The sequence below is a fragment of the Kitasatospora sp. NPDC001683 genome, assembly GCF_053596495.1.
In genome coordinates this window covers 18,808-39,272 of the sequence record NZ_JBSFGK010000014.1, presented here as the reverse complement: position 1 = coordinate 39,272, position 20,465 = coordinate 18,808, and the positions used below count along the sequence as shown (strand labels likewise).

Here is a 20,465-nt window from a genome sequence, read left to right as displayed (position 1 = left end):
GTCTCTTGACATCGAGAAATATGCCAGCGAGGCTACCGGAGATATCTTGATATCGAGATACCTGCGAGGTGAACGATGACCAGCCCCGTCTGGGACCCGGCGCAGTACCTGCGCTTCGCCGACGAACGCACCCGCCCGCTGCGCGACCTGCTCGCCCGCGTCCCCGCCCTGCCGAACGAGCCCGCCGCGACGATCCTCGACATCGGCTGCGGGCCCGGCAACTCCACCGCCGTCCTGCGCGAACGCTGGCCGCAGGCCCGGATCACCGGAGTCGACAACTCCGCCCCGATGCTGGAGACCGCCCGCACCCGGGGCGAGCCCACCGCCGACTACCTGCTCGCCGACGCCCGCGACTACGACCCGGCCCCGGCCGGACCCGACCTGATCGCCTCGAACGCGACCCTCCAGTGGGTGGACGGGCACCTCGCGGTGCTGGCGCGCTGGGCGGACGCCCTCGAACCCGGCGGGGTCGTGGCCTTCCAGGTGCCCGGCAACTTCGAGGCCCCCAGCCACACCCTGCTCGCCGAACTGCGCCGCAGCCCCCGCTGGCGTGACGCCCTCGGCACCGACGCCGTCCGCAACGGCGTCCACCGGCCGGAGCGGTACCTGGACGCCCTCGCCGGGGCCGGCTGCGCCGTCGACGTCTGGGAGACCACCTACAGCACCCTGCTGCCCGGGCCGGACCCGGTGCTGGAGTGGGTCAAGGGCACCGCGCTGCGCCCGGTCCTCGGCCGGCTCACCGACCCGGCCGACCGGGCCGCCTTCCTCGCGGAGTACGGACGGCTGCTGCGCGAGGCCTACCCGACCGGGCCGTACGGGACGGTCTTCCCGTTCCGGCGGATCTTCGCGGTCGGGGTCAAGCGGTAGGCCGAGGTCGCGTAGTAAGGGGGAGCGGCCACCGGAGCCGGGGTCAGGCCCTGCGGTCGCCGACCAGCTTCGGGTGCCGCTCCAGGCCCTCCAGCCCGTGCCAGGCCAGGTTCACCAGGTGCGCCGCGACCGTCGCCTTGTCCGGCTTGCGGACCTCCAGCCACCACTGGCCGGTCAGCGCGACCATCCCGACCAGCATCTGCGAGTACATCGGGGCCAGCCGGGCGTCGAAGCCCCGGGACTTGAACTCCAGGCCCAGGATGTCCTCCACCTGGGTCGCGATGTCGCTGATCAGCGAGGCGAAGGTGCCGGTCGACTGGGCCACCGGCGAGTCCCGGACCAGGATCCGGAAGCCGTCCGTCGAGGTGTCGATGTAGTCCATCAGCGCGAACGCCGCCTGCTCCAGCAGCTCCCGGGAGTGCCCGCCGGTGAGCGCCCCGGTCACCATGTCGAGCAGCAGCTGCATCTCGCGGTCCACCACCACCGCGTAGAGCCCCTCCTTGCCCCCGAAGTGCTCGTAGACCACCGGCTTGGAGACGCCGGCGCGCTCGGCGATCTCCTCCACCGAGGTGCCGTCGTAGCCGCGCTCCGCGAAGACCGTCCGGCCGATCTCCAGCAGCTGCTCCCGGCGCTGCTTGCCGGTCATCCGGACCCGGCCGCCCCGGCGGCGCGGGGCGGGCGCGGCCGCGGTGCCCTCCGCGGCGCGGTCCGCGCCCCGTTCACCGTCGTCCTTGGAGGCACCGGCGGTGGAGGCACCGGTGGTGGAGCCCGCAGCGGCGGCCCGCGGACGGGCCGGCGCCGTTCCGGGCGCCGCGTCCGTCCGCGTGCTGTGGTGACCGCCTGTGCTGTCTGCGCTGCTCCCGTTCACCCCTACATCATGCTGGAAGCGCCGCCTCATGCTGCGCGGCGGGCGGCGATCCGCTGCGCGTCCGGCCAGCGGACCTCCCGGACCCAGCCGGCCAGCTCGAACCAGCGGATCAGCCGGGCCGAGGAGTCGATCTGCCCGCGCAGCACCCCGTGCCGGGCCGAGGTGGGGTCGGCGTGGTGCAGGTTGTGCCAGGACTCCCCGCAGGAGAGCACCGCGAGCCACCAGACGTTGCCGGAGCGGTCCCGGGAGCGGAACGGGCGCCGGCCGACCGCGTGGCAGATCGAGTTGATCGACCAGGTGACGTGGTGCAGCAGGGCCACCCGGACCAGCGAGCCCCAGAAGAAGGCGGACAGCGCGCCCTCCCACTCCAGGCTGACCAGGCCGCCGACCAGCGCGGGCAGCAGCAGCGAGATGGTGGTCCAGAGCCAGAACAGCCGGGAGATCCGCCGCATGGCCGGGTCGCGGACCAGGTCCGGCGCGTACTTGAGCTGCGGGGTCTGCTCCTCGTCGAACATCCAGCCCATGTGCGCCCACCACAGGCCCTTGATCAGCGCCGGGACGCTCTCGCCGTAGCGCCAAGGCGAGTGCGGGTCGCCGTCCTTGTCGCTGAACCGGTGGTGCTTGCGGTGGTCGGCCACCCAGCGCACCAGCGGGCCCTCGACCGCCAGGCTGCCGACGATCGCCAGGACCAGCCGCATCGGGCGGGAGGCCTTGAAGGCGCCGTGGGTGAAGTAGCGGTGGTAGCCGACGGTGATGCCGTGACAGGTGAGGAAGTACATGGCGACGGTGACCGCGAGGTCCGTCCAGCCGAGCCCCCACCCCCAGGCCACCGGTACGGCGGCGACCAGGGCGGCGAACGGCACGAGGATGAACAGGGCGAGCGCGATCCGCTCGGCGAGACCCTGCTTCTCCCCGCCGCGGGTCGCGGACAGCCGGGTGGCGGCGTCGGCGGAGGGATCCGGGAGCGCGGCGGCCCCCGCGCGCTCCTCGCCGGCCTGGATGGTCATGGAGCATCCCTTCGCGACGTCCCGGGAACGGGACAGGCGGAGCCTACGTTTGCGTAACCTACGGCATCGTAGGTTGCGCTCCGTGTCCAGCGGAACAGACCGCAGCGCGGCACCCGAGTGAATTCACCCGACTGGATGGATGAACTCTGAATCCGCCCCGAGATGGGACGAGTCGCTCGCACACTCATCGCGTGCGAGCCAAGACTGAGCAGCGCGAAGCCGCCCGCCGCCTCCGGCGAGAGGGGCGCACCTACGACGAGATCCAGGTCGAGATCGGCGTGTAGAAGAGCTCGATATCCCTGTGGTGCCGGGACCTGCCGAGGCCGATCACGCCACGGCAGCAGTCGCGAAGGCGGCCGAAACCCGCTGGGGGCCGGTCCGCAGGCAGCGGGACGAGGAGCGCCGGGCGACCAAGGCGGCGGCCCGTGCCGAGATCGGCGACCTCAGTGATCGGGAGCTCTTCCGGTCGGGGTCGCGCTCTACTGGGCGGAAGGGTGCAAGGACAAGCCGTACGACCGGCGCGAGAAGGCCACCTTCATCAACAGTGACCCGCAGGTGGTCCAGGTCTACCTCGCCTGGCTGAAGCTACTGGGTCGGGCAGGACCGTTGGCGCCTGCGGGTGTCGATCCATGAGTCGGCGGATGTGTGCGAGGCGGAACGGTACTGGGTCCTGATCGCGGGGGTTCCGGTGGACTTCCTGCGGCGCGCGACACTCAAGCGGCACAATCCGAGGACGACGCGGAAGAACATCGGGATCGGCTACCACGGCTGCCTCACGATCAGCGTCTTGAGGAGTGCGGACCTGTATCGCCGAATCGAGGGTTGGTGGACGGGCATAGCTGATACCCAGGGCGGGGCTGACTCGGGTAGGGTCTGACCAGCTATCCGCCGTGGGGTAATTGGCAGCCCGCAGGCCTTTGGAGCCTTGCAGTGATGGTTCGAGTCCATCCGGCGGAGCCGTGTACGTGTCCGGTGGCCAGATCTGGCCAGCGGGCGGTTTTTCTTCCGCAGCTATCCTCATAAGCGCCAGGGCATGCGTGCGGGCCTCTGCCCGGGCCTGCTCTGCCCTCTCTGTGAACCTACTGAGGAGCCTCCCCGCATGGGTGCCAATTCGCTTGCCGCCGTTGTCGTGCTCGCCGCCGGTGGCGGGACCCGGATGAAGTCGAACAAGCTGCCCAAGGTGCTGCACGAGGTGTGCGGGCGCTCACTGGTGGGTCACGCGGTGTCGGCGGCCGGGGAACTGACGCCCGGGCAGCTGGTCGTGGTCGTCGGACACCAGCGCGAGCAGGTCGAGGAGCACCTGGCGGCGCACTACCCGGGCGTGCGCCCGGTGGTGCAGGAGGAGCAGAACGGCACCGGCCACGCGGTGCGCACCGCGCTGGAGGCGCTGGCCGCCGACGGCGTGACGCTGGACGGCACCGTGATCGTCACCGCCGGGGACTCCCCGCTGCTGACCGGGGACACCCTGCGCCGGCTGGCGAAGTCGCACGAGGCGCAGCAGAACGGCGTCACCGTGCTGACCGCCGTCGTCCCGGAGCCCTTCGGCTACGGCCGGATCCTGCGCGACGAGGACGGCACGGTCGCCGCGATCGTCGAGGAGCGGGACGCCACCGACACCCAGCGCGCGATCGCCGAGATCAACTCGGGCGTCTTCGCCTTCGACGCCAAGCTGCTCACCGAGGCGCTGGCCGAGCTCACCACGGACAACTCGCAGGGCGAGGAGTACCTGACCGACACCCTGGAGATCCTGCGCAAGGCCGGGCACCGGGTCGGCGCCGTGGTCGCCGAGGACCACCGGGACATCCTGGGCATCAACGACCGGGTCCAGCTGGCGCAGGCCCGCCGGCTGCTGAACGACCGCCTGCTGGAGCGGGCGATGCGGGCCGGCGTCACCGTGGTGGACCCGGCGACCGCCTGGTTCGACGTCCAGGTGACGTACGAGCCGGACGCGGTCGTGCTGCCGAACACCCAGCTGCAGGGCGCCACCCACCTGGGCGAGGGCTGCGAGGTGGGCCCGAACTCGACCCTGACCGACACCCTGGTCGGCGCCGGCGCCCGTGTGAGCAACACCACGGCCGTCAGCGCCGAGATCGGTGAGCTGGCCGCCGCCGGCCCGTACGCCTACCTGCGGCCGGGCGCGAAGCTGGCCCGCAAGGCGAAGGTCGGCACCTACGTCGAGATCAAGAACTCCGAGCTGGGCGAGGGCGCCAAGGTGCCGCACCTCTCCTACATCGGCGACGCCACGATCGGCGAGGGCACCAACGTCGGCGCGGCCTCGGTCACCGTGAACTACGACGGGGTCAACAAGCACCGCACGGTCATCGGCGCGCACTGCCGTACCGGTTCGGACAACATGTTCATCGCCCCGGTCACCGTCGGTGACGGCGCTTACACCGGCGCGGGCTCGGTGATCACCACCGACGTTCCGCCCGGCGCACTCGGCGTGAACCGCGCGCAGCAGCGCAACATCGAGGGCTGGGTGGCGCGCAAGCGCCCGGGGACGACGTCCGCGCAGGCGGCGAAGGCCGCGACGGACGGCGCCGCGGAGGCCTGACGGCCAGGGCGGGGGCCGGTCGGGCGGTCCCGGGGCGGACGGTTTCCGTGCGGGCGCGTAACCTTGGGGACATACGTGCGCCACTGGGGCTACCGCCCGTGTCCAGGCGTACCGACAATTCCCTGATCCCCGTGGGTGCCGGCTGCGCCTGCCCTCCTCGGGAGAGGGGTTCAGCGTCCGCAACGCGAGGAGACGGTGCAGTGAGCGGGATCACGACGTCGGGTGAGAAGAAGCTGAAGCTCTTTTCCGGCCGTGCCCACCCCGAACTGGCGAAGGAGGTTGCCGAGGCGCTGGGGACCGAGCTGGTCCCGACCAAGGCCCTGGACTTCGCCAACGGCGAGATCTACGTCCGCTTCCTGGAGTCGGCGCGCGGCGCGGACTGCTTCGTGATGCAGAGCCACACGGCTCCCATCAACCAGTGGATCATGGAACAGCTGATCATGATCGATGCTCTGAAGCGGGCCTCCGCCCGGAGCATCACCGCGATCCTGCCGTTCTACGGCTACGCCCGCCAGGACAAGAAGCACCTGGGCCGCGAGCCGATCTCGGCCCGCCTGGTCGCCGACCTGCTCCGCCAGGCCGGTGCCGACCGGCTGATGGCCGTGGACCTGCACACCGCGCAGATCCAGGGCTTCTTCGACGGCCCGGTGGACCACCTGTTCGCGCTGCCGCTGCTGGCCGACTACATCGGCGAGAAGGTGGACCGCTCGAAGCTGACCGTCGTCTCGCCGGACGCCGGCCGGGTCAAGGTCGCCGACCAGTGGTGCGACCGGCTGGACGCCCCGCTGGCGATCATCCACAAGCGCCGCGACATGACCCAGGCCAACACCATCCTGTCGGCCGAGGTCGTCGGTGACGTCCAGGACCGGGTCTGCGTCCTGGTCGACGACATGATCGACACCGCCGGCACGATCTGCGCCGCGGCCGACGCGCTGTTCGAGAACGGCGCGGCGGACGTCCTGGTCGCCGCCACCCACGGCGTGCTCTCCGGCCCGGCCGCGGACCGGCTGAAGAACTCGCGGGTGAGCGAGTTCGTGTTCACCAACACGCTGCCCACCCCGGCGCAGCTCCAGCTCGACAAGATCACCACGCTGTCCATCGCCCCGTCGATCGCGGCCGCGATCCGCGAGGTGTTCGAGGAGGGCTCGGTCACCAGCCTCTTCGAGGGCGTGCACTGATCCTCGAGGGCGTGCACTGATCCTCGAGGGCGTGCGCTGATCCTCGAGGGCGTGCACTGACGAAGCCCCGCGCAGGCGGCCCCGGACCACCGACGGTCCGGGGCCGCCTCCGGTTTCCCGGGAGGGGGGCCGATTTCGCGGGAGCGGGTCGGTGCGGTTAGACTCGTGAAACTGCTCGGCGAGGGATGCCGTGTGCCTGCTCGACGGGCACCGACACCGTGATCGACGCGCTGCCGGTAGCGGATTCCGTCCGCCGGCAGAGGCCGTTGCCGCCGAGTGACCCCCGAACGTACTGAGGGTGTGGTCCCGGCGGTTTTTCGCGTTGCCTGCACCCCCGCGCCAGTCTTCCCGAGGAGTGCAGTCGTGTCCGAGATCCGCCTTGCCGCCGAGACCCGTACCGAGTTCGGCAAGGGTGCCGCCCGTCGCGCCCGCCGCGCCGGCTTCGTCCCCGGTGTCGTCTACGGCCACGGCCACGCCCCGGTTCACCTGAACCTGCCCGGCCACGACCTGATGATGGCCCTCAAGACCCCGAACGCCCTGCTGGTCGTTCCGATCGACGGCAAGGACGAGTACGTCCTGCCGAAGGCCGTCCAGCGCGAGGCCATCAAGCGCACCATCGAGCACGTCGACCTGCTGCTGGTCAAGCGTGGCGAGAAGGTCACCGTCGAGGTTCCGGTCCACACCGAGGGCGAGCTGGCCGCCGGTGGCAACCTGCTGGAGCACGTCCTGCAGGCCCTGCCGGTCGAGGCCGAGGCCACCCACCTGCCCGAGGCCGTCACCGTCTCCATCGAGGGCCTGGAGGCCGGCGCCTCCGTCCACGCCAAGGACATCGTCCTGCCGGCCAACGTCTCGCTGGCCGTCGACGCCGACGCCGTCGTGCTGCAGGTCATCGCCGCCCAGGCCGCCCCGGTCGAGGAGGAGGCCGAGGAGGCCGCCGAGGGCGCCGAGGCCTGAGCCCCGTAGCGCAGCACTGCTGTTGACCGCTGCCCCGGTCGCTCCCCTGGAGCGGCCGGGGCAGCGGTGCGTCCGGGATGATGACGTCGAGCGCGGAGTCGAGCGCGAAGGAGAGAGGCCATGAGCGAGCGGAGCGAGCGAATCGCATGAGTGAGGAGTACGACGGGCCCTGGCTGGTGGTCGGGCTGGGCAACCCCGGGGAGCAGTACGCCAGGAACCGGCACAACATCGGCTTCATGGTGGTGGACCTGCTGGCGCAGCGGATGGGCGCCAAGTTCAAGGCGCACAAGAGCCGGGCGCAGGTGGCCGAGGGGCGGCTGGCGGGCAAGCGGGTGGTGCTGGCCAAGCCGATGTCCTTCATGAACCTCTCCGGCGGGCCGGTGACGGCGCTGCGGGACTTCTACAAGGTGCCGGCCTCGGCGCTGATCGCCGTCCACGACGAGCTGGACATCGACTACGCGGCGCTGCGGCTGAAGCTGGGCGGCGGGGACAACGGCCACAACGGGCTGAAGTCGATCACCAAGTCGCTCGGCCCGGACTACCACCGGGTGCGCTGCGGGATCGGCCGTCCGCCCGGCCGGATGGAGGTCGCGGACTTCGTGCTGAAGGACTTCTCCTCGGCCGAGCGCAAGGAACTGGAGTGGTTCGTGGACCGCTCGGCGGACGCGGTGGAGGCGCTGCTGTCCGAGGGGCTGGAGCGGGCCCAGGGCACCTACAACTCCTGAGGGTCCGTCATGTGCACCGTGTGCCGGGTACGCAACGGTCGTACAACGCTTGGCCGCCCAAACCTGAATCCGTGTGAGAAGCCTGTGCGGGATCGGATACCGTCGCCCTGGTACGCGAACGGGTCCTGGGGAGTTCTCGATGCGGAGATTGCGTCCGGTCCGCCGACTTCGGCGGCTCCGGGTCGTCCGGCTGAAGCAGCTCGGACGACGGGTCGGCGCCGCCGGTGCGCTGGGGGCGGCCGGGGTGCTGCTGTCCAGCGGTGCGGTGGCGCACGCCGATCCGGTGGCCGAGCCGGATCCGGTGGTCTCGCCGGAGCCCGCGGCGGCGCAGTTCGGTCCGGTGCTGGGCGATTCGGTCGGCCCGGACGCCGGGCTGCTGGCGGTCGGCGGCGGCCTGGTGGTCGCGGCCGGCGGCGCGGCGCTGTGGCTGAAGCGCCGGCGCGCGGGCGAGCCCGCGGAGTAGGAACGTGACGTGCGGGGCCGGTGTCCACGGGAGTGGGCACCGGCCCTTCGCCGTCTTGTCATCCGTTTCCGGCGAGTGGCGCGTCATGAGGGTATGAAGCGCGAATCGATGCGCCCGGGGGGTTCCGGATCCGACCCGTTCGACGAGTTCGTCGCGGCGCGGTACCAGGCCCTCCTGCGGGGGGCGTACCTGATCACCGGGGATGTTCACGACGCCCGGGACCTGTTGCACGAGGCTCTGGCACGGGTGTACCCGAAGCGGTCGGCGATCCGGGAGCCCGGGGCGGCCGAGGGGTACGTCCGCAGGGCGATGGTCCGCACCCACGTCTCGCGGTGGCGCCGGACCAGACGCGAGGTGCTGACGGCCGCCCTGCCGGACCGGCCGGCGGTCCAGGAGGCGGAGCGGGATGGGCAGTTGGCGGCGGCGCTGGCCGGGCTGCCGCGGCGGCAGCGGGCGGCGGTGGTGCTGCGCTACTACCTGGACCTGTCCGTCGCCCAGGTGGCGGTGGAGCTGGGGTGCTCGGTGACCACGGCGAAGACCCACCTGGCGCGGGGGATCAAGGCGCTTCGACAGGAACTGCAACCGGCGAGGGAGTTGGTGGGGCGTGAGCGCTGAGGACGAGTTCGAGGAGGAGCTGTCCGTCCGGCTCGGGGTGCGTGCGGCGGGGATCGGCGGCAGCCCGCCGCTGGCCGAGCTGCGCGAGGCGGGGCGCCGGCGGGCCCGGCGGCAGCGGGTGCTGCGGGCTGTCACGGCGGTGGCGGTGCTGGCCGTCGGCGCGGGGGTGCTGACGCAGCTGGGCGGCGGGGGGAGCGCGAGTACGGCCGCCGGGCCGGCAGGGACCCGGGTCGTGACGCCGACCGTGACCCCGATCGTGAAGCCGACGGTGACCCCGACCAGGACGTCGCGGGGAGCCGAGACCGACGAGCGGGTGAAGTTCGTCCGGAACTGCCAGAGCGGGCCGTCCTCGGCACCGGCGTCGGACCAACCGGGGAGGGCGGACCTGGTGGCGGCGGGCCAGGCGGTCGAGCGGATGGCGCGGCAGGAGTACGGGGACCACTACTTCGCGACCTGCCTGGACCCGGCCGCGGCCACGCTGGTCGTGATGCGCAGCCCGGGTCCGACGGGCCTGGACGCCGCCGCGTCGCGGGCCGTGGCGCAGTGGCCCGCGGTGAAGCTGCGGTTCGTCGCCGCGCCCTCGTACCCCGAGCAGCTGAGGCTCGCCAAGGAGATCCGCGCGGAGGCCGGGGACTGGGCGGCGACGAAGGGCGTGCTCATCGCGTGGGTGGAGATCGCCCTGGACGGCAAGGGGGTGATCGTCCACACCCCGCAGCCGGAGACCGCCGGGGCGGCGGAGATCGTCCGGCAGTACGGGAACCTGGTCTCGGTCAGCCTCTGACGGAACGGCGTGGGGCCGGTGCTCGTGGAGAGCACCGGCCCCGACGCGCAACCACCCGGCGGTCAGCCGGTGTTGCGCAGGCCGGCGGCGATGCCGTTGACGGTGAGCAGCAGCGCGCGGGCGCGCAGCGGGTCCTCGTGGCGGCCGGCCGCGACCTCCTCGCGCTGGCGGCGCAGCAGCGCGACCTGGAGGTAGGAGATCGGGTCGAGGTAGGCGTCGCGGACGGTGAAGGTCTGCTTCAGCACCGGGTTGTGCTCCAGCAGTTCGCTCTCGCCGGTGAGCCGCAGCACCTCGCGCAGGGTGAGCTCGTGCTCGGCGACGATCTGGTCGAAGATGTGGTGCAGCTCGGCGGGCACCAGCTGCTCGACGTAGTGGCGGGCGATCCGCAGGTCGGTCTTGGCCAGCGTCATGGCGACGTTGGACAGGAAGTTGCGGAAGAAGTGCCACTGGCCGTACATCTCGTCCAGCACGTCGCCGAGGCCGTCCGCGCGGGCGGCGGCGAGGCCGGAGCCGACGCCGTACCAGCCGGGGACGATCTGGCGGGACTGGGTCCAGCCGAAGACCCACGGGATGGCCCGCAGGCCGTCCAGCCCGGCGCCGGAGTCGGGGCGGCGGGACGGGCGGGAGCCCAGGTGCAGCGAGGCGAGCTGGTCGACCGGGGTGGCGGCGAAGAAGTACTTCGGCAGGTCGTCCTGGTCGACCAGGGCGCGGTAGGAGGTGTGGGCGGCCTCGGAGACCCGGTCCATCGCGGCGTCCCAGCGGGCCAGTTCCTCGGGGGCCTGGCGCGGGGAGGTGTGCAGCGCGGAGGCGGCGAGGGTGGCGGAGAGGGTCAGCTCCAGGTTCTCCCGGGCGAGGGAGGGGAGCAGGTACTTGTCGGAGATGACCTCGCCCTGCTCGGTGACCTTGATCTCGCCCTCCAGGGTGCCCCAGGGCTGGGCCAGGATGGCCTCGTGCGAGGGGCCGCCGCCGCGGCCGACGGTGCCGCCGCGGCCGTGGAACAGGCGCAGCCGGATGCCGTAGCGGTGGGCGACGTCGCGCAGCCGGCGCTGGGCGCGGTGGATCTCCCACTGGGAGGTGGTGATGCCGCCGAACTTGGAGGAGTCGGAGTAGCCGAGCATGACCTCCTGGACGTCGCCGCGCAGCGAGACGAGCAGCCGGTAGGAGGGGTCGGAGAGCATCTCGTCCAGGATGCGGTCGGCCTGCTGGAGCTCCTCGGTGGTCTCCAGCAGCGGCACGATGCCGATCTTGGCGATCCCGGAGTGCAGGTCGATCAGGCCGGCCTCGCGGGCCAGCACGGTGGCGGCGAAGACGTCGTCGGCGCCCTGGCACATCGAGATGATGTAGCTCTCGACGATCTCGTCGCCGAAGCGCTCGAAGCCCTCGCGGATGGTGTTGAAGACGCCGAGGGTCTTGGTGCCGGCCTCGTCCAGCGGGGCGGGGGTGGGGGCGAGCGGGCGGCGCGAGCGCAGTTCCTTGGCGAGCAGCTTCTGCCGGTACTCGCGGGGCATGTCGGCGTAGCGCCAGGCCTCCTCGCCGAGCCGGTCGAAGAGCTGGCCGAGGGCGTGGTGGTGGGCCTCGGCGTGCTCGCGCACGTCCATGGTGGCGAGCTGGAGGCCGAAGGCCTCGATGGTGCGGATGGCGCGGGCGAGGCGGCCGTCGGCGATCAGCTCGCCGCGGTGGGCGCGCAGCGAGTCCTGGATCAGCCGCAGGTCGGTGATCAGCTCGCGGGTGCCGACGTAGTCGCGGCCGTCGACGTGCGGGGTGCCGCCGGCCAGGCGCTCGCGGGTGTTCTCCAGCTTGAGCCGGATGCAGGTGGCCTTGAGGCGGTAGGGCTCCTCGGCGTTCATCCGCTTGTAGCGGGGGCTGAGTTCGGGGAGCCGGTGCAGGTCGGTGTTGAGCGAGGCGAGCAGTTCGACCGAGGCGCCGGCCAGCCGCTCGGAGGTGGAGAGGGTGTTGCGCAGGTCGTCGATCGCGGCGAGGGCGTCCTTGATGCCGTACTCGTGCTGGAGGTTGAGGACGTCCCAGGTGACCTGCGGGGTGACGTTGGGGTTGCCGTCGCGGTCGCCGCCGATCCAGGTGCCGAAGGTGAGCGGGCGCACGCCGTCGGGCAGGGCGAGGCCGACCCGGGCGAGCTCCTCGTGCAGCTCCTCCAGGACCTCGGGGACGGCCTCGCGGTAGAGCTCGTCCAGGTAGTAGACGGCGTTGCGGGCCTCGTCGGTGGGTTCGGGGCGGGCGATGCGCAGTTCGTCGGTCTGCCAGAGCAGGTCGATGACCTCGGCGAGGCGGCGGTCGGCCGAGCGCTTGGCGCTGCTGGTGCGGGCCGGGTCGGCGGCGGCCAGGCCGGAGGTGAGCTCCTCGCGGTGGATGCGGTCGAGGAGTTCGCCGATCCGGCGCAGCTTGTTGAGCACGCTGCGGCGGGCGGCCTCGGTGGGGTGGGCGGTGAAGACCGGGCGGACCGCGAGGTGGGCCAGGGTGTCCTCGAGGTGCTTGGGGTCGGCGTCGGCGAGCTGGTCGGCGGTCTGGGCGAGCAGCGAGCCCTCGCGGGCGCGGCGGGTGGCGAACTCCCGGCCGCGGTGCACCTGCTCGGTGACGTTGGCGAGGTGGAAGTAGGTGGAGAAGGCGCGGACCAGCTTGGCGGCGGTGTCCAGGTCGATGTCGGAGAGGAGTTCGGCGGTGGCCTCGCCGTCGGTGCGGCTGAGCAGGCGGACCTGTTCGACCAGGCCCAGCAGCTGGGGGCCCTCCTGGCGGACCAGCGTCTCGCCGAGCAGGTCGCCGAGGCGGCGGATGTCCGCGCGCAGGGCGGCATTGTCGGCGATGGCGGTGGGGCTGTCCGCCGGGGTGGGGACCGGAGCGGTCACGGCTGGCTCCCTGTGGTGGTGGGGTTCGGCAACGGCTCATCGTCACAGGTCCACGCGCAGTGTGGCGGGTGTGACGCGTGCGGACCGCGCTGTCCGACGCGACCAGCATAGGTGTCGGGGCGGTCGCTGTCCGAGAGGTGGCCGGATGGCGGACAAGCTGCCGAAAACCACGTGTGGTCTGGACCACTTGAGGGGTGTGGAAGCGTACCGGGCAATCCCGGTGGGGAAGGGAAGGGGTTGCCGCTTAACCTGTCAGGCATGAGCAAGTCGCCTGGGGAGCGCGTGCCGGTCCGGTCGTTCTGGTGGTGGAAGCGGCGGCGCAGCGCCCTCCTCGACATCGGGCTGGCGCTGCTCGCCGCGGTCGAGTGTTCGGCCAGCACGATCGCCTTCCTCTCCGCCCGGATCCACGTGACCGCCGCGGGCGCGGTCGGGATCGCGCTGCTCGGCACGCTGGCCGGCGGTTCGCTGGTGGTGCGCCGGCGCTGGCCGGCCGTACCGGTGCTGGCGACGCTGCTGGTGACGCCCGGGATGCTGGGCGTGGTGCTGCTGGTGGTGTCGCTGTACACGCTGGCGGGGACCTGGGAGTGGCCCTCCCGGCGGCGCCGGGTGGTGGCGCTGGCCGGGCTGGCCTTCGCCGAGGCGGCGACCGTGATCGCGGTGACGCTGATCGTGCCGGGGGACTCGCCGGTGGAGCAGCCGCCGCTGTGGATCCAGGTCCTGTTCTCGTTGCTGGTGGCCGTCGGACTGACCGTCGCCCCGGTGGTGACCGGCCTGTACGTGGGGGCGCGGCGACGGCTGATCGAGTCGCTCAAGGACCGCGCGCACGGCCTGGAGACCGAACTGGACCTGCTGGCCGAGCAGGCGCAGGAGCGCGCCCGCCGGGCCCGGCTGGAGGAGCGCACCCGGATCGCCCGGGAGATGCACGACGTGGTGGCGCACCGGGTCTCGCTGATGGTGGTGCACGCCGGGGCGCTGGAGCGAATAGCCGTCAAGGATCCGGAGAAGGCCGCGCAGAGCGCCAAGCTGATGGGCGAGGTGGGCCGGCAGGCGCTCAACGAGCTGCGCGAGATCCTCGGCGTGCTGCGGATGGACGACGAGCGGCAGCCGGAGCCGGACTCGCTGGCCGGACTGCCGCGGCTGGTGGACCAGTCCCGGGCGGCCGGGATGGCGGTGACGCTGACGGTCAGCGGCAGCCGGCAGGAGTTCACCGGCGAGGCCGAGCAGACCGCCTACCGCGTCGTCCAGGAGGGGCTGACGAACGCCCACAAGCACGCGGGCGGCGCCCAGGTGTCGGTGCTGCTCGCGTACGCGCCGAACGGGGTGCGGGTGAGCGTGGTGAACGCCTGCCCGGGCGGGGAGCGCGGTGCGGCGCAGCTGCCCAGCGGCGGCAACGGGCTGGTCGGGATGCGGGAGCGGGTGATCGCGCTGGGCGGCAGCTTCTCGGCCGGGCCGGAGGCGGACGGCGGGTTCCGGGTGGAGGCGGTGCTGCCGTCACGGCTGGCCGTCCGGGGAGACCGACTCGGGTAGCCGTCAGCCGTACTCCTCGGCGGTGCGCAGCCGTTCCGGGGTGGTGCCCAGGACCAGGGCGCTGATCGCCTGGTCGATGCCGTGGCCGAGGAACCACTCGCCGGTGTGGTCCAGGCTGTAGACCCGGCCCTCCTCGTCGATCGCCAGCAGCGCCTGCCCGTACGCCTCCTCGCCGAGCGGGGCGAGCCGGGTGCCCAGGGCCCGGCCGAGGTCGAACAGGGTGCGCGGCTGGTGCAGTCCGCACATCGGGTCGAGCAGGAAGGGGGTGCGGGCCAGCTGGCGGCCCGGCCCGGACAGGTCGAAGGCGAGGCCGCCGAACTCGGCCCAGGCCTCCACGGCCGCCGGGAACACCGTGTGCGGGACGCCGCCGGGACCGCCGTGCCCGACCAGGGTGTCGGCCCACTCCTCGGCCTGCCGGATCTCCCAGCGGCCGGGGTGCCAGCCGGACGCCTTGAGCTCGGCGGCGACGTCGGCGGGGAAGCGCGGGCGGGTCCGCCCGGCGCCGGACGGCCGCGGGGCGGGCGGGGCGAGCGTGTCCGGGGCGGGCGGGGGCGGGCTGGGCGGATTCAGGGCGTGCTCCGGGGGCTCGGGGACGGGGGACGTGCGTGGGGCTGGCGGCGGGCGCGGGTGTCCGGTGGGCGGACGGCTCAGCGCGTCGGCGGCCCGACGGCGACGCTCAGCACGGTGAAGTGCTCCAGCATCGGGACGCAGGAGCGGCACGGCGGGGCGTGGGTGCCGTGCGCCGGGTCGCCCTCCTCGCGGATCCGCAGGGTCGTCATCCGGGCGCCCTTGAGCGCCTTGCGAGCCTCGTGCAGGCTCATCGGCTTGCGGGCGGCGCGCTTGGAGCGCTTCCCGTCGACCGTGGTCAGGTACTGGGAGAGCAGGACGGCCTCCGGGCAGCGGCCGGTGAACCGCTCGCGGGCCTCGAGCGGCAGGGTGTCCAGGAAGTCGCCGACCAGCGGGTGCAGGACCGGGCGCCGGTCGTCCTTGCCGCCCGCCAGGGTGTGCACCTCGCCGCCCTTGAGCGACAGCGCGGCGGCGACGGCGGGGAGCAGGCTGTCGCGGTGGTGGCGCAGCACGGGTGGGCCCGCCGGCTCACCGGTGGTCATGCGGCGTCCTCCTCCTCGTTCCTGGCGGTCCGGTTCCTGTTGGTCCCGGTGGGGTCCGGGGCAAGCCTGTCATTCGACGCCGACAACCGCACAACCGGGGTGCGGGCCGGGCGAACGCCCGTGCGGTTCCCGGCGGGTCGTGCCCGGGCCCCACCCGCATCCTGGTCGCACCCCGGCCGGATCCGCACACGGCTGTCATGACGTGTCCACCGATCCACCGAAACCGCCCCCGGGCCCGGGGCCGGCCGCGCCTGCGTCGCGTACCTGACGGTCCGACTCGGCAACGGCGCGCTGGCGCACTGCCACGTCAACCGGCCCTCCCCGGCCAAGGTCCGCACCACGCTGGTCGACCCGGAGCACCTCCTGATCGAACCGGAGCGGGCCGCCGCCGCGCTGCCCGGCGCGGGGCGCTGCTGCCCGTCCACCTGTTCGGCCAGTTCGCGTCGATGGAGGCGCTACTGGAACTGGCCGACGGCCGCCCGGTGGTGGAGGACGCCGCGCAGTCCCAGGGCGCCCGGCGGCACGGGCGCGGCGCGTACGGGCGGATCGCGGCGACCGGCTTCCACCCGGGCGAGAACCTCGGCGGCCACGGCGACGCCGGGGCGGTGCTCACCGACGAGGACGAACTCGCCGGGGCGGTACGGCTGATCGGCGACCACGGCGCGCGCGACGAGTCCCGGCAGGAGCGGTTCGGCCTCAACTCCCGGATGGACGCCCCGCAGGCCGTCGTGCTGCGCGCCGCCGGCGGGCACTGCCCCGCCCCGGTGCACCTGCAGCCGGCGTTCCGCCCGCCCGGCTACGGCCAGGGCTCCTACCCGGTCGCCGAGCGGGCCGCCCGCGAACTGCTGTCCCCGCCGCTGCACCCGCACCTCACTCAGGCGCAGCGGCCGCGGGTCGTGGAGGTGTTGGAAACGGCCCTGGGTGCGGGGGATCGGCCGGGCGGGTGAACCAATAGGCTGGTGCCCAGCAAGCGCACCGAAGAATTTGCAGCAGCCAGTGGGGGCTCCCAGATGACGACAGGTCGGCCCGGCGTCGCCGCCGCACCGAACGCGGCGTACGCAGGTCAGGTGGTGCAGTTCCCGGACCCGGTCCGTGCGGAGCGGCACCCGGCCGGGGTCCGGGTGGACGAGTCCGGCTACCCGGACTTCGGCCCGTACGCCGCCGCGGCGGCCGAGGTCGCCGACCCGCCGGAGGGCTTCGGCGTGGACGAACTGCGGCTGACCGACTACGTCTCGGCCAACGCCGCGCTGTTCACCCAGGGCCACCCGCTCTGGGCCGACCTGGAGACCGCGGTGGCCACCCCGCCCGGCTGGACCTGGCACCACGCGGTCGGCCGGGCGGCCCCCGGCTGGCGCCGGATGGAGCTCGTCCCGGTCGAGGTCAAGGCCCTGCTGCGGCACCACGGCGGACTGGCCACCTCGCCCGCCGACCACTCCCGCCGCGGCACCCGCCCGCTGCAGGAGCGCCGGCCCGTCCACTTCTCGCTGGCCAAGGACGGCGGGGACCCGATCGGCGTCCCCGAGGACCTGGTCCAGCGCGCCGAGGAGCGCCTCGGCTACCGGCTGCCCGGCGCCTACCGCACCTTCCTCAAGCTGGGCGGCGGCCGCGGCCCGGTCGGGGTCGCGCTGGACACCGAGCTGGGCATGCTGCTCGACCAGCCGTTCCTGACCCTCACCGAGGAGTACGGCACCGAGGACGTCGTGTACGCCAACAAGTGCCTGCGCGACCACCTCACCAAGGACTACCTGGGCATCGCCTACGCGCAGGGCGGCATCGTCGCGCTCAAGGTGCGCGGCGACCGGATCGGCTCGGTCTGGTTCCACCTGTACGACGACGCCCGCGACACCGGCGCGCCGGAGGCCCCGGAGGAGCGCTGCGCCCGGCTGCTGCTGCCCTGCGGGGACGACTTCGACGCCTTCCTGCTCCGATTGGCCGGCAGCCCGCCGGAGCTGGAGACGGTCGCGGAGCTGATGGTGGACGGCGGGTTCGCCCGGGCCGTCCCGGTGGGCTGACGTGACGGCGGGAACGGCGTTGAGGGAACGAGTGGGGACGACGGGGACAGGGGTGAACCGGGCGTGGTGACGTACGCGCAGGCGCAGGAGCTCGCCGAGGAGTGGATCAACGGCGGCGTGCCGCACGCGCAGCAGCGCGAGGTGCGGGTCCGGGAGTTCGACCTGGGCTTCGTCTGCTGGGCGGTGTCGCCCGCGGACGCGGCGGCCGGTCCCGCCGCGGGTGCCGACGGCGGGTCGGCCGCGGGGTCGGGTTCGGGCGAGGCGCGGCTGGTGATCGCCCGGGACTCCGGCGCCAGCACGCTGTGGCCCGCGCTGCCCGTCAACGAGGTGGTCCGGCAGTACGAGGAGGTGTACGGGCGGCCGGTCGCGGCCAACCCGGCCGGGGCGGCCAAGCCCGCACCGGGGCCGGTGGAGGCCACCTCCTTCCTGCTCAGCCCGCCGCAGTGGCTGCAGGAGGCGGGGGCGGCGGCGATCGCGGCGGAGGCGGAGAAGCTGGGCGGCGCGGCCGCTGCTCCGGCCGCCGCGCCCGCTCCGGCCCCTGCGCCTGCTGTGCCCGCTCCGGCTGCTCCGGCGGCCGCCGACGTGCCGCCCGCGCCGGTGCCGCCCGCGCCTGCGCCGGTGCCGCCCGCGCCCGTGCCTGCGCCGGTGCCGCCCGCGCCCGTGCCTGCGCCGGTGCCGCCCGCGCCCGCCGTGCTGACCGAGCCACCGGTCTCCGACCGGCCCGCCGGGGACGCGCCGACCATGCTGGCGCCGCCGCCCGGCGAGGAGCCGTTCGTCGCCCCGCAGCCGCCGCCCGCCGCGCCGGTGCCGCCGCCGGCCGCTCCGCCGGCCGCCCCGACGCCGCAGGCCCCGGTCGGTGCCGAGGCGGCGACCGTCCTGATGCCCGAGGGCCTGCGCACCTCCGGTTCGGACCTGCCCGACGCGCCCGCCCCCGCCGGGGCCGAGGCCGCGACCATGCTGATGCCCCCGGGCAGCGGCGGCTACGGCATGCCCCCGGTCCCGCCGGTCGGCGCCCAGCCTCCGACCGCCCAGCCCCCGGCCGCCCCGCCGGCCCCGGCACCCGCCGCGGCCGCCGAACCGGCGCCGACGCTGCTCGCGCCGCCGGACGCCATGCCCGGCCTGATGGGCCTGCCCGGTGCCCCGGCGACCCCGCCCGGCGCCCCGGTGGAGCAGGCGCCCACGATGCTGGCCTCGCCCGGCGGACTGGCCGGTCTGCCCGGCGCGCCCGGCCCGGCCGCCCCGCCCGCCGCCGCGGCCCAGGGTGGCCTCGGCCGCACCCCGGGCTCGGCCCCGCCGCCGCCCCCGCCGGGTGCGCTGCGCGGTGGTCCGTCCGGCTCGTCCGGTTCCTCCGGCGCGGGCGGGCTGGGCCGCAACGCCGGTTCCGCCCCGCCGCCGCCCCCGCCCGCCGAGCTGCGGCACACCCCGGGCTCCGGCACGCCCGTCCCCGGCCCCGGCGGCCGTTCGGCCGGTTCGACCCCGCCGCCCCCGCCCCCGGCGGGTCTGCGCTCCGGTGACGCCCCCGCCGCGCAGGGCGCGCCCGCCCCGGCCGCCGCCGGGGTGGCGTACGAGGCGACCCAGCTGGCGAGCGCGATCGACCCGGCACTGCTCGGCGGCCCGGCCGACCCGGGCACCCCGCCGTCCGGCGGCCCCGCCGTCCCGCCGCCGCCCGGCGGTCCGGCCGCTCCCGCCGCGCCCGCGGCCGGGTACGGCTACCCGAACGCGGGCGCCGCGCCCGGGGTCGTCCCGCCGACCCCGGTCACCGGCCCGCCGCCGGGCGCGCCGGTGCCGCCCGGGGTGCCCGCGGTCGGCCCGGGCTACTTCGCCGCGCTCAGCTACCGGGGCCCGGACGGCTCGGAGCAGAAGCTGCTGCACCGCAGCGAGCCCGGCACCCCGCACCCGGAGTGGAAGATCCTGCAGGACCTGCGCCGGCTGAACGTGCCCCCGGAGCAGGTGCTGGAGCTCTACACCGAGCTGGAGTCGTGCGACCTGCCCGGCGGCTACTGCAACCGCATGATCGCGGCCTCCTGGCCGAACGTGCGGCTGACCCACACCGCTCCGTACGGCCGCGACCACGCCTCCCGGCAGGCCGGGATGGCCGAGCTGCTGGACCACCTGGACGAGCTGCACCAGCTGGCCTCCGGCGCCCAGCGGGTCCGCCCGTTCCGGGCCCCGCTGCCCGCGCCCGGGTCGGTCCAGCCGCTGCCCCCGCTGGCGCCCCAGCAGCTCGCCCAGGAGCTCGGGACGGCCTTCGGGCAGAACCTGTTCCGCTACGAGCAGCGCGCGGTGTCCCGCCAGGGCGTGCCCGAGCCGGTGTCGCAGACCCTGATGTGGGCCGGGCTGCCGCGCGACTTCGGGCCGTTCTTCTGGGCCCAGGCGCAGGAGGGCCGTCCGATCCCGACGCTCGCCGAGCTGGCCGCCGAGCGCGGTCTGCCCGTGGCCGCGGACTTCGGCGGCTACCTGGTGCTCGGCAACGACTACGGCCGTCAGCTGTGCGTCCAGTACGGCACCGCGCACGTGGTCGCCGTGGACGTCGACGGAACCGGCCAGCCGCCGCGCTTCGTCAACAGCGGTGTACCGGAGTTCGTCCGCGCGCTGGCCCTGCTGGGCCGGATGTGGCGGCTGCGGTACGGGCTGACGCCGGAGCAGGCCGGTCGCTGGACGACCGACTTCCAGGCGGAGCTCGCCGCGATCGACCCGGCGGCCCTGCAGACCACGGACACCTGGTGGGCCGTGCTGCTGGAGCAGTTCTGGGACGGTCTGCTGTAGCGGACCGTCGCGATCCTCGCAGGTGGGGAGGGGTCGTTCCGGTGTCCGGAACGACCCCTTCGGCATGCCCGGGCAGCTGTGCCTCGTTGGGGTTTCGTCCGGATCTGCGCAAAATAGCTCAAGAGGATGGGTCTATTCGCCAGGTCCTCGACGTATTCCGGTCCGCACGACGGTCGAATCC

The 20,465-nt window shown here is 73.9% G+C and carries 17 protein-coding genes and 1 tRNA gene; 13 read left to right on the top strand and 5 right to left on the bottom strand.

The window, feature by feature from the left end; all coding sequences use genetic code 11:
* The first annotated feature begins 75 nt into the window (after window positions 1–75).
* Entirely contained in the window at window positions 76–867 is a 792-nt protein-coding gene (locus ACWCYO_RS10280; RefSeq protein WP_449783947.1) for a methyltransferase domain-containing protein, read from the top strand.
* 43 nt (window positions 868–910) lie between these two features.
* Here ACWCYO_RS10280 and ACWCYO_RS10275 read toward each other — a convergent pair whose 3' ends face one another.
* Window positions 911–1,513, bottom strand: a complete 603-nt coding sequence (locus ACWCYO_RS10275) for a TetR/AcrR family transcriptional regulator (protein WP_270151038.1) — start codon at window positions 1,511–1,513, stop codon at window positions 911–913.
* A gap of 248 nt (window positions 1,514–1,761) precedes the next feature.
* On the bottom strand, window positions 1,762–2,742 hold the full coding sequence (locus tag ACWCYO_RS10270) for an acyl-CoA desaturase (RefSeq protein ID WP_270144609.1): 981 nt from the start codon (window positions 2,740–2,742) through the stop codon (window positions 1,762–1,764).
* A gap of 884 nt (window positions 2,743–3,626) precedes the next feature.
* On the opposite strand from ACWCYO_RS10270, the gene ACWCYO_RS10265 reads away from it, so the two are divergent.
* The 8 genes from ACWCYO_RS10265 to ACWCYO_RS10230 all read left to right on the top strand — a co-directional run bounded on the left by ACWCYO_RS10265 (window position 3,627) and on the right by ACWCYO_RS10230 (window position 10,012).
* Window positions 3,627–3,699: transfer RNA gene (locus tag ACWCYO_RS10265), tRNA-Gln, on the top strand.
* A gap of 142 nt (window positions 3,700–3,841) precedes the next feature.
* On the top strand, window positions 3,842–5,296 hold the full coding sequence (glmU, locus tag ACWCYO_RS10260) for a bifunctional UDP-N-acetylglucosamine diphosphorylase/glucosamine-1-phosphate N-acetyltransferase GlmU (protein ID WP_270144607.1): 1,455 nt from the start codon (window positions 3,842–3,844) through the stop codon (window positions 5,294–5,296).
* A gap of 200 nt (window positions 5,297–5,496) precedes the next feature.
* Entirely contained in the window at window positions 5,497–6,474 is a 978-nt protein-coding gene (locus tag ACWCYO_RS10255; RefSeq protein ID WP_270144605.1) for a ribose-phosphate diphosphokinase, read from the top strand.
* A gap of 363 nt (window positions 6,475–6,837) precedes the next feature.
* Window positions 6,838–7,428, top strand: a complete 591-nt coding sequence (locus ACWCYO_RS10250; RefSeq protein ID WP_270144603.1) for a 50S ribosomal protein L25/general stress protein Ctc — start codon at window positions 6,838–6,840, stop codon at window positions 7,426–7,428.
* Between the two features lie 146 nt (window positions 7,429–7,574).
* On the top strand, window positions 7,575–8,153 hold the full coding sequence (pth, locus tag ACWCYO_RS10245) for an aminoacyl-tRNA hydrolase (protein WP_270144602.1): 579 nt from the start codon (window positions 7,575–7,577) through the stop codon (window positions 8,151–8,153).
* 139 nt (window positions 8,154–8,292) lie between these two features.
* Window positions 8,293–8,616, top strand: coding sequence for a hypothetical protein (locus ACWCYO_RS10240; RefSeq protein ID WP_270144601.1), 324 nt, complete (start codon window positions 8,293–8,295; stop codon window positions 8,614–8,616).
* A 93-nt stretch (window positions 8,617–8,709) separates the two neighbouring features.
* Window positions 8,710–9,231 carry a SigE family RNA polymerase sigma factor gene (locus tag ACWCYO_RS10235; protein ID WP_270144600.1) on the top strand — a complete coding sequence of 174 codons (522 nt, stop codon included), beginning with the start codon at window positions 8,710–8,712 and terminating at the stop codon, window positions 9,229–9,231.
* Window positions 9,221–10,012, top strand: a complete 792-nt coding sequence (locus tag ACWCYO_RS10230) for a hypothetical protein (RefSeq protein WP_449783946.1) — start codon at window positions 9,221–9,223, stop codon at window positions 10,010–10,012. Before ACWCYO_RS10235 ends, ACWCYO_RS10230 begins: the two co-directional genes overlap by 11 nt.
* 62 nt (window positions 10,013–10,074) lie before the next feature.
* Here ACWCYO_RS10230 and ppc read toward each other — a convergent pair whose 3' ends face one another.
* Window positions 10,075–12,870 (bottom strand): phosphoenolpyruvate carboxylase, encoded by a 2,796-nt coding sequence (gene ppc, locus ACWCYO_RS10225; protein ID WP_270144596.1) that lies wholly within the window; start codon window positions 12,868–12,870, stop codon window positions 10,075–10,077.
* A gap of 258 nt (window positions 12,871–13,128) precedes the next feature.
* On the opposite strand from ppc, the gene ACWCYO_RS10220 reads away from it, so the two are divergent.
* Window positions 13,129–14,397 carry a sensor histidine kinase gene (locus ACWCYO_RS10220; RefSeq protein ID WP_270144595.1) on the top strand — a complete coding sequence of 423 codons (1,269 nt, stop codon included), beginning with the start codon at window positions 13,129–13,131 and terminating at the stop codon, window positions 14,395–14,397.
* A gap of 3 nt (window positions 14,398–14,400) precedes the next feature.
* Here the strand turns inward: ACWCYO_RS10220 and ACWCYO_RS10215 are convergent, their stop codons facing one another.
* Window positions 14,401–14,967, bottom strand: a complete 567-nt coding sequence (locus ACWCYO_RS10215; protein ID WP_270151036.1) for an SUKH-3 domain-containing protein — start codon at window positions 14,965–14,967, stop codon at window positions 14,401–14,403.
* Between the two features lie 77 nt (window positions 14,968–15,044).
* Window positions 15,045–15,506: a YwqJ-related putative deaminase gene (locus ACWCYO_RS10210; RefSeq protein ID WP_270144594.1), complete on the bottom strand. Its 462-nt coding sequence runs from the start codon at window positions 15,504–15,506 to the stop codon at window positions 15,045–15,047.
* A gap of 197 nt (window positions 15,507–15,703) precedes the next feature.
* Here ACWCYO_RS10210 and ACWCYO_RS10205 point away from each other — a divergent pair, with 197 nt between their 5' ends.
* From ACWCYO_RS10205 to ACWCYO_RS10195, 3 genes are all read left to right on the top strand, one after another.
* A complete protein-coding gene (locus ACWCYO_RS10205) occupies window positions 15,704–16,453 on the top strand; it encodes a DegT/DnrJ/EryC1/StrS family aminotransferase (RefSeq protein ID WP_449783945.1) in 750 nt (249 codons plus the stop codon).
* 63 nt (window positions 16,454–16,516) lie between these two features.
* Window positions 16,517–17,518, top strand: coding sequence for an SMI1/KNR4 family protein (locus ACWCYO_RS10200; protein WP_270144590.1), 1,002 nt, complete (start codon window positions 16,517–16,519; stop codon window positions 17,516–17,518).
* A 63-nt stretch (window positions 17,519–17,581) separates the two neighbouring features.
* A complete protein-coding gene (locus ACWCYO_RS10195; RefSeq protein ID WP_449783944.1) occupies window positions 17,582–20,284 on the top strand; it encodes an SUKH-4 family immunity protein in 2,703 nt (900 codons plus the stop codon).
* The last annotated feature ends 181 nt before the right edge of the window (window positions 20,285–20,465 follow it).

Bases quoted from the DNA above. Each gene is read 5' to 3' on its own strand.
- ACWCYO_RS10240 (WP_270144601.1), top strand. From the start codon at position 8,293: ATGCGGAGATTGCGTCCGGTCCGCCGACTTCGGCGGCTCCGGGTCGTC.
- ACWCYO_RS10205 (WP_449783945.1), top strand. From the start codon at position 15,704: ATGACGTGTCCACCGATCCACCGAAACCGCCCCCGGGCCCGGGGCCGG.
- ACWCYO_RS10200 (WP_270144590.1), top strand. From the start codon at position 16,517: ATGACGACAGGTCGGCCCGGCGTCGCCGCCGCACCGAACGCGGCGTAC.
- ACWCYO_RS10235 (WP_270144600.1), top strand. From the start codon at position 8,710: ATGAAGCGCGAATCGATGCGCCCGGGGGGTTCCGGATCCGACCCGTTC.
- ACWCYO_RS10275 (WP_270151038.1), bottom strand. From the start codon at position 1,513: ATGACCGGCAAGCAGCGCCGGGAGCAGCTGCTGGAGATCGGCCGGACG.
- ACWCYO_RS10220 (WP_270144595.1), top strand. From the start codon at position 13,129: ATGAGCAAGTCGCCTGGGGAGCGCGTGCCGGTCCGGTCGTTCTGGTGG.
- ACWCYO_RS10270 (WP_270144609.1), bottom strand. From the start codon at position 2,742: ATGACCATCCAGGCCGGCGAGGAGCGCGCGGGGGCCGCCGCGCTCCCG.
- glmU (WP_270144607.1), top strand. From the start codon at position 3,842: ATGGGTGCCAATTCGCTTGCCGCCGTTGTCGTGCTCGCCGCCGGTGGC.
- ACWCYO_RS10280 (WP_449783947.1), top strand. From the start codon at position 76: ATGACCAGCCCCGTCTGGGACCCGGCGCAGTACCTGCGCTTCGCCGAC.
- pth (WP_270144602.1), top strand. From the start codon at position 7,575: ATGAGTGAGGAGTACGACGGGCCCTGGCTGGTGGTCGGGCTGGGCAAC.
- ACWCYO_RS10210 (WP_270144594.1), bottom strand. From the start codon at position 15,506: ATGACCACCGGTGAGCCGGCGGGCCCACCCGTGCTGCGCCACCACCGC.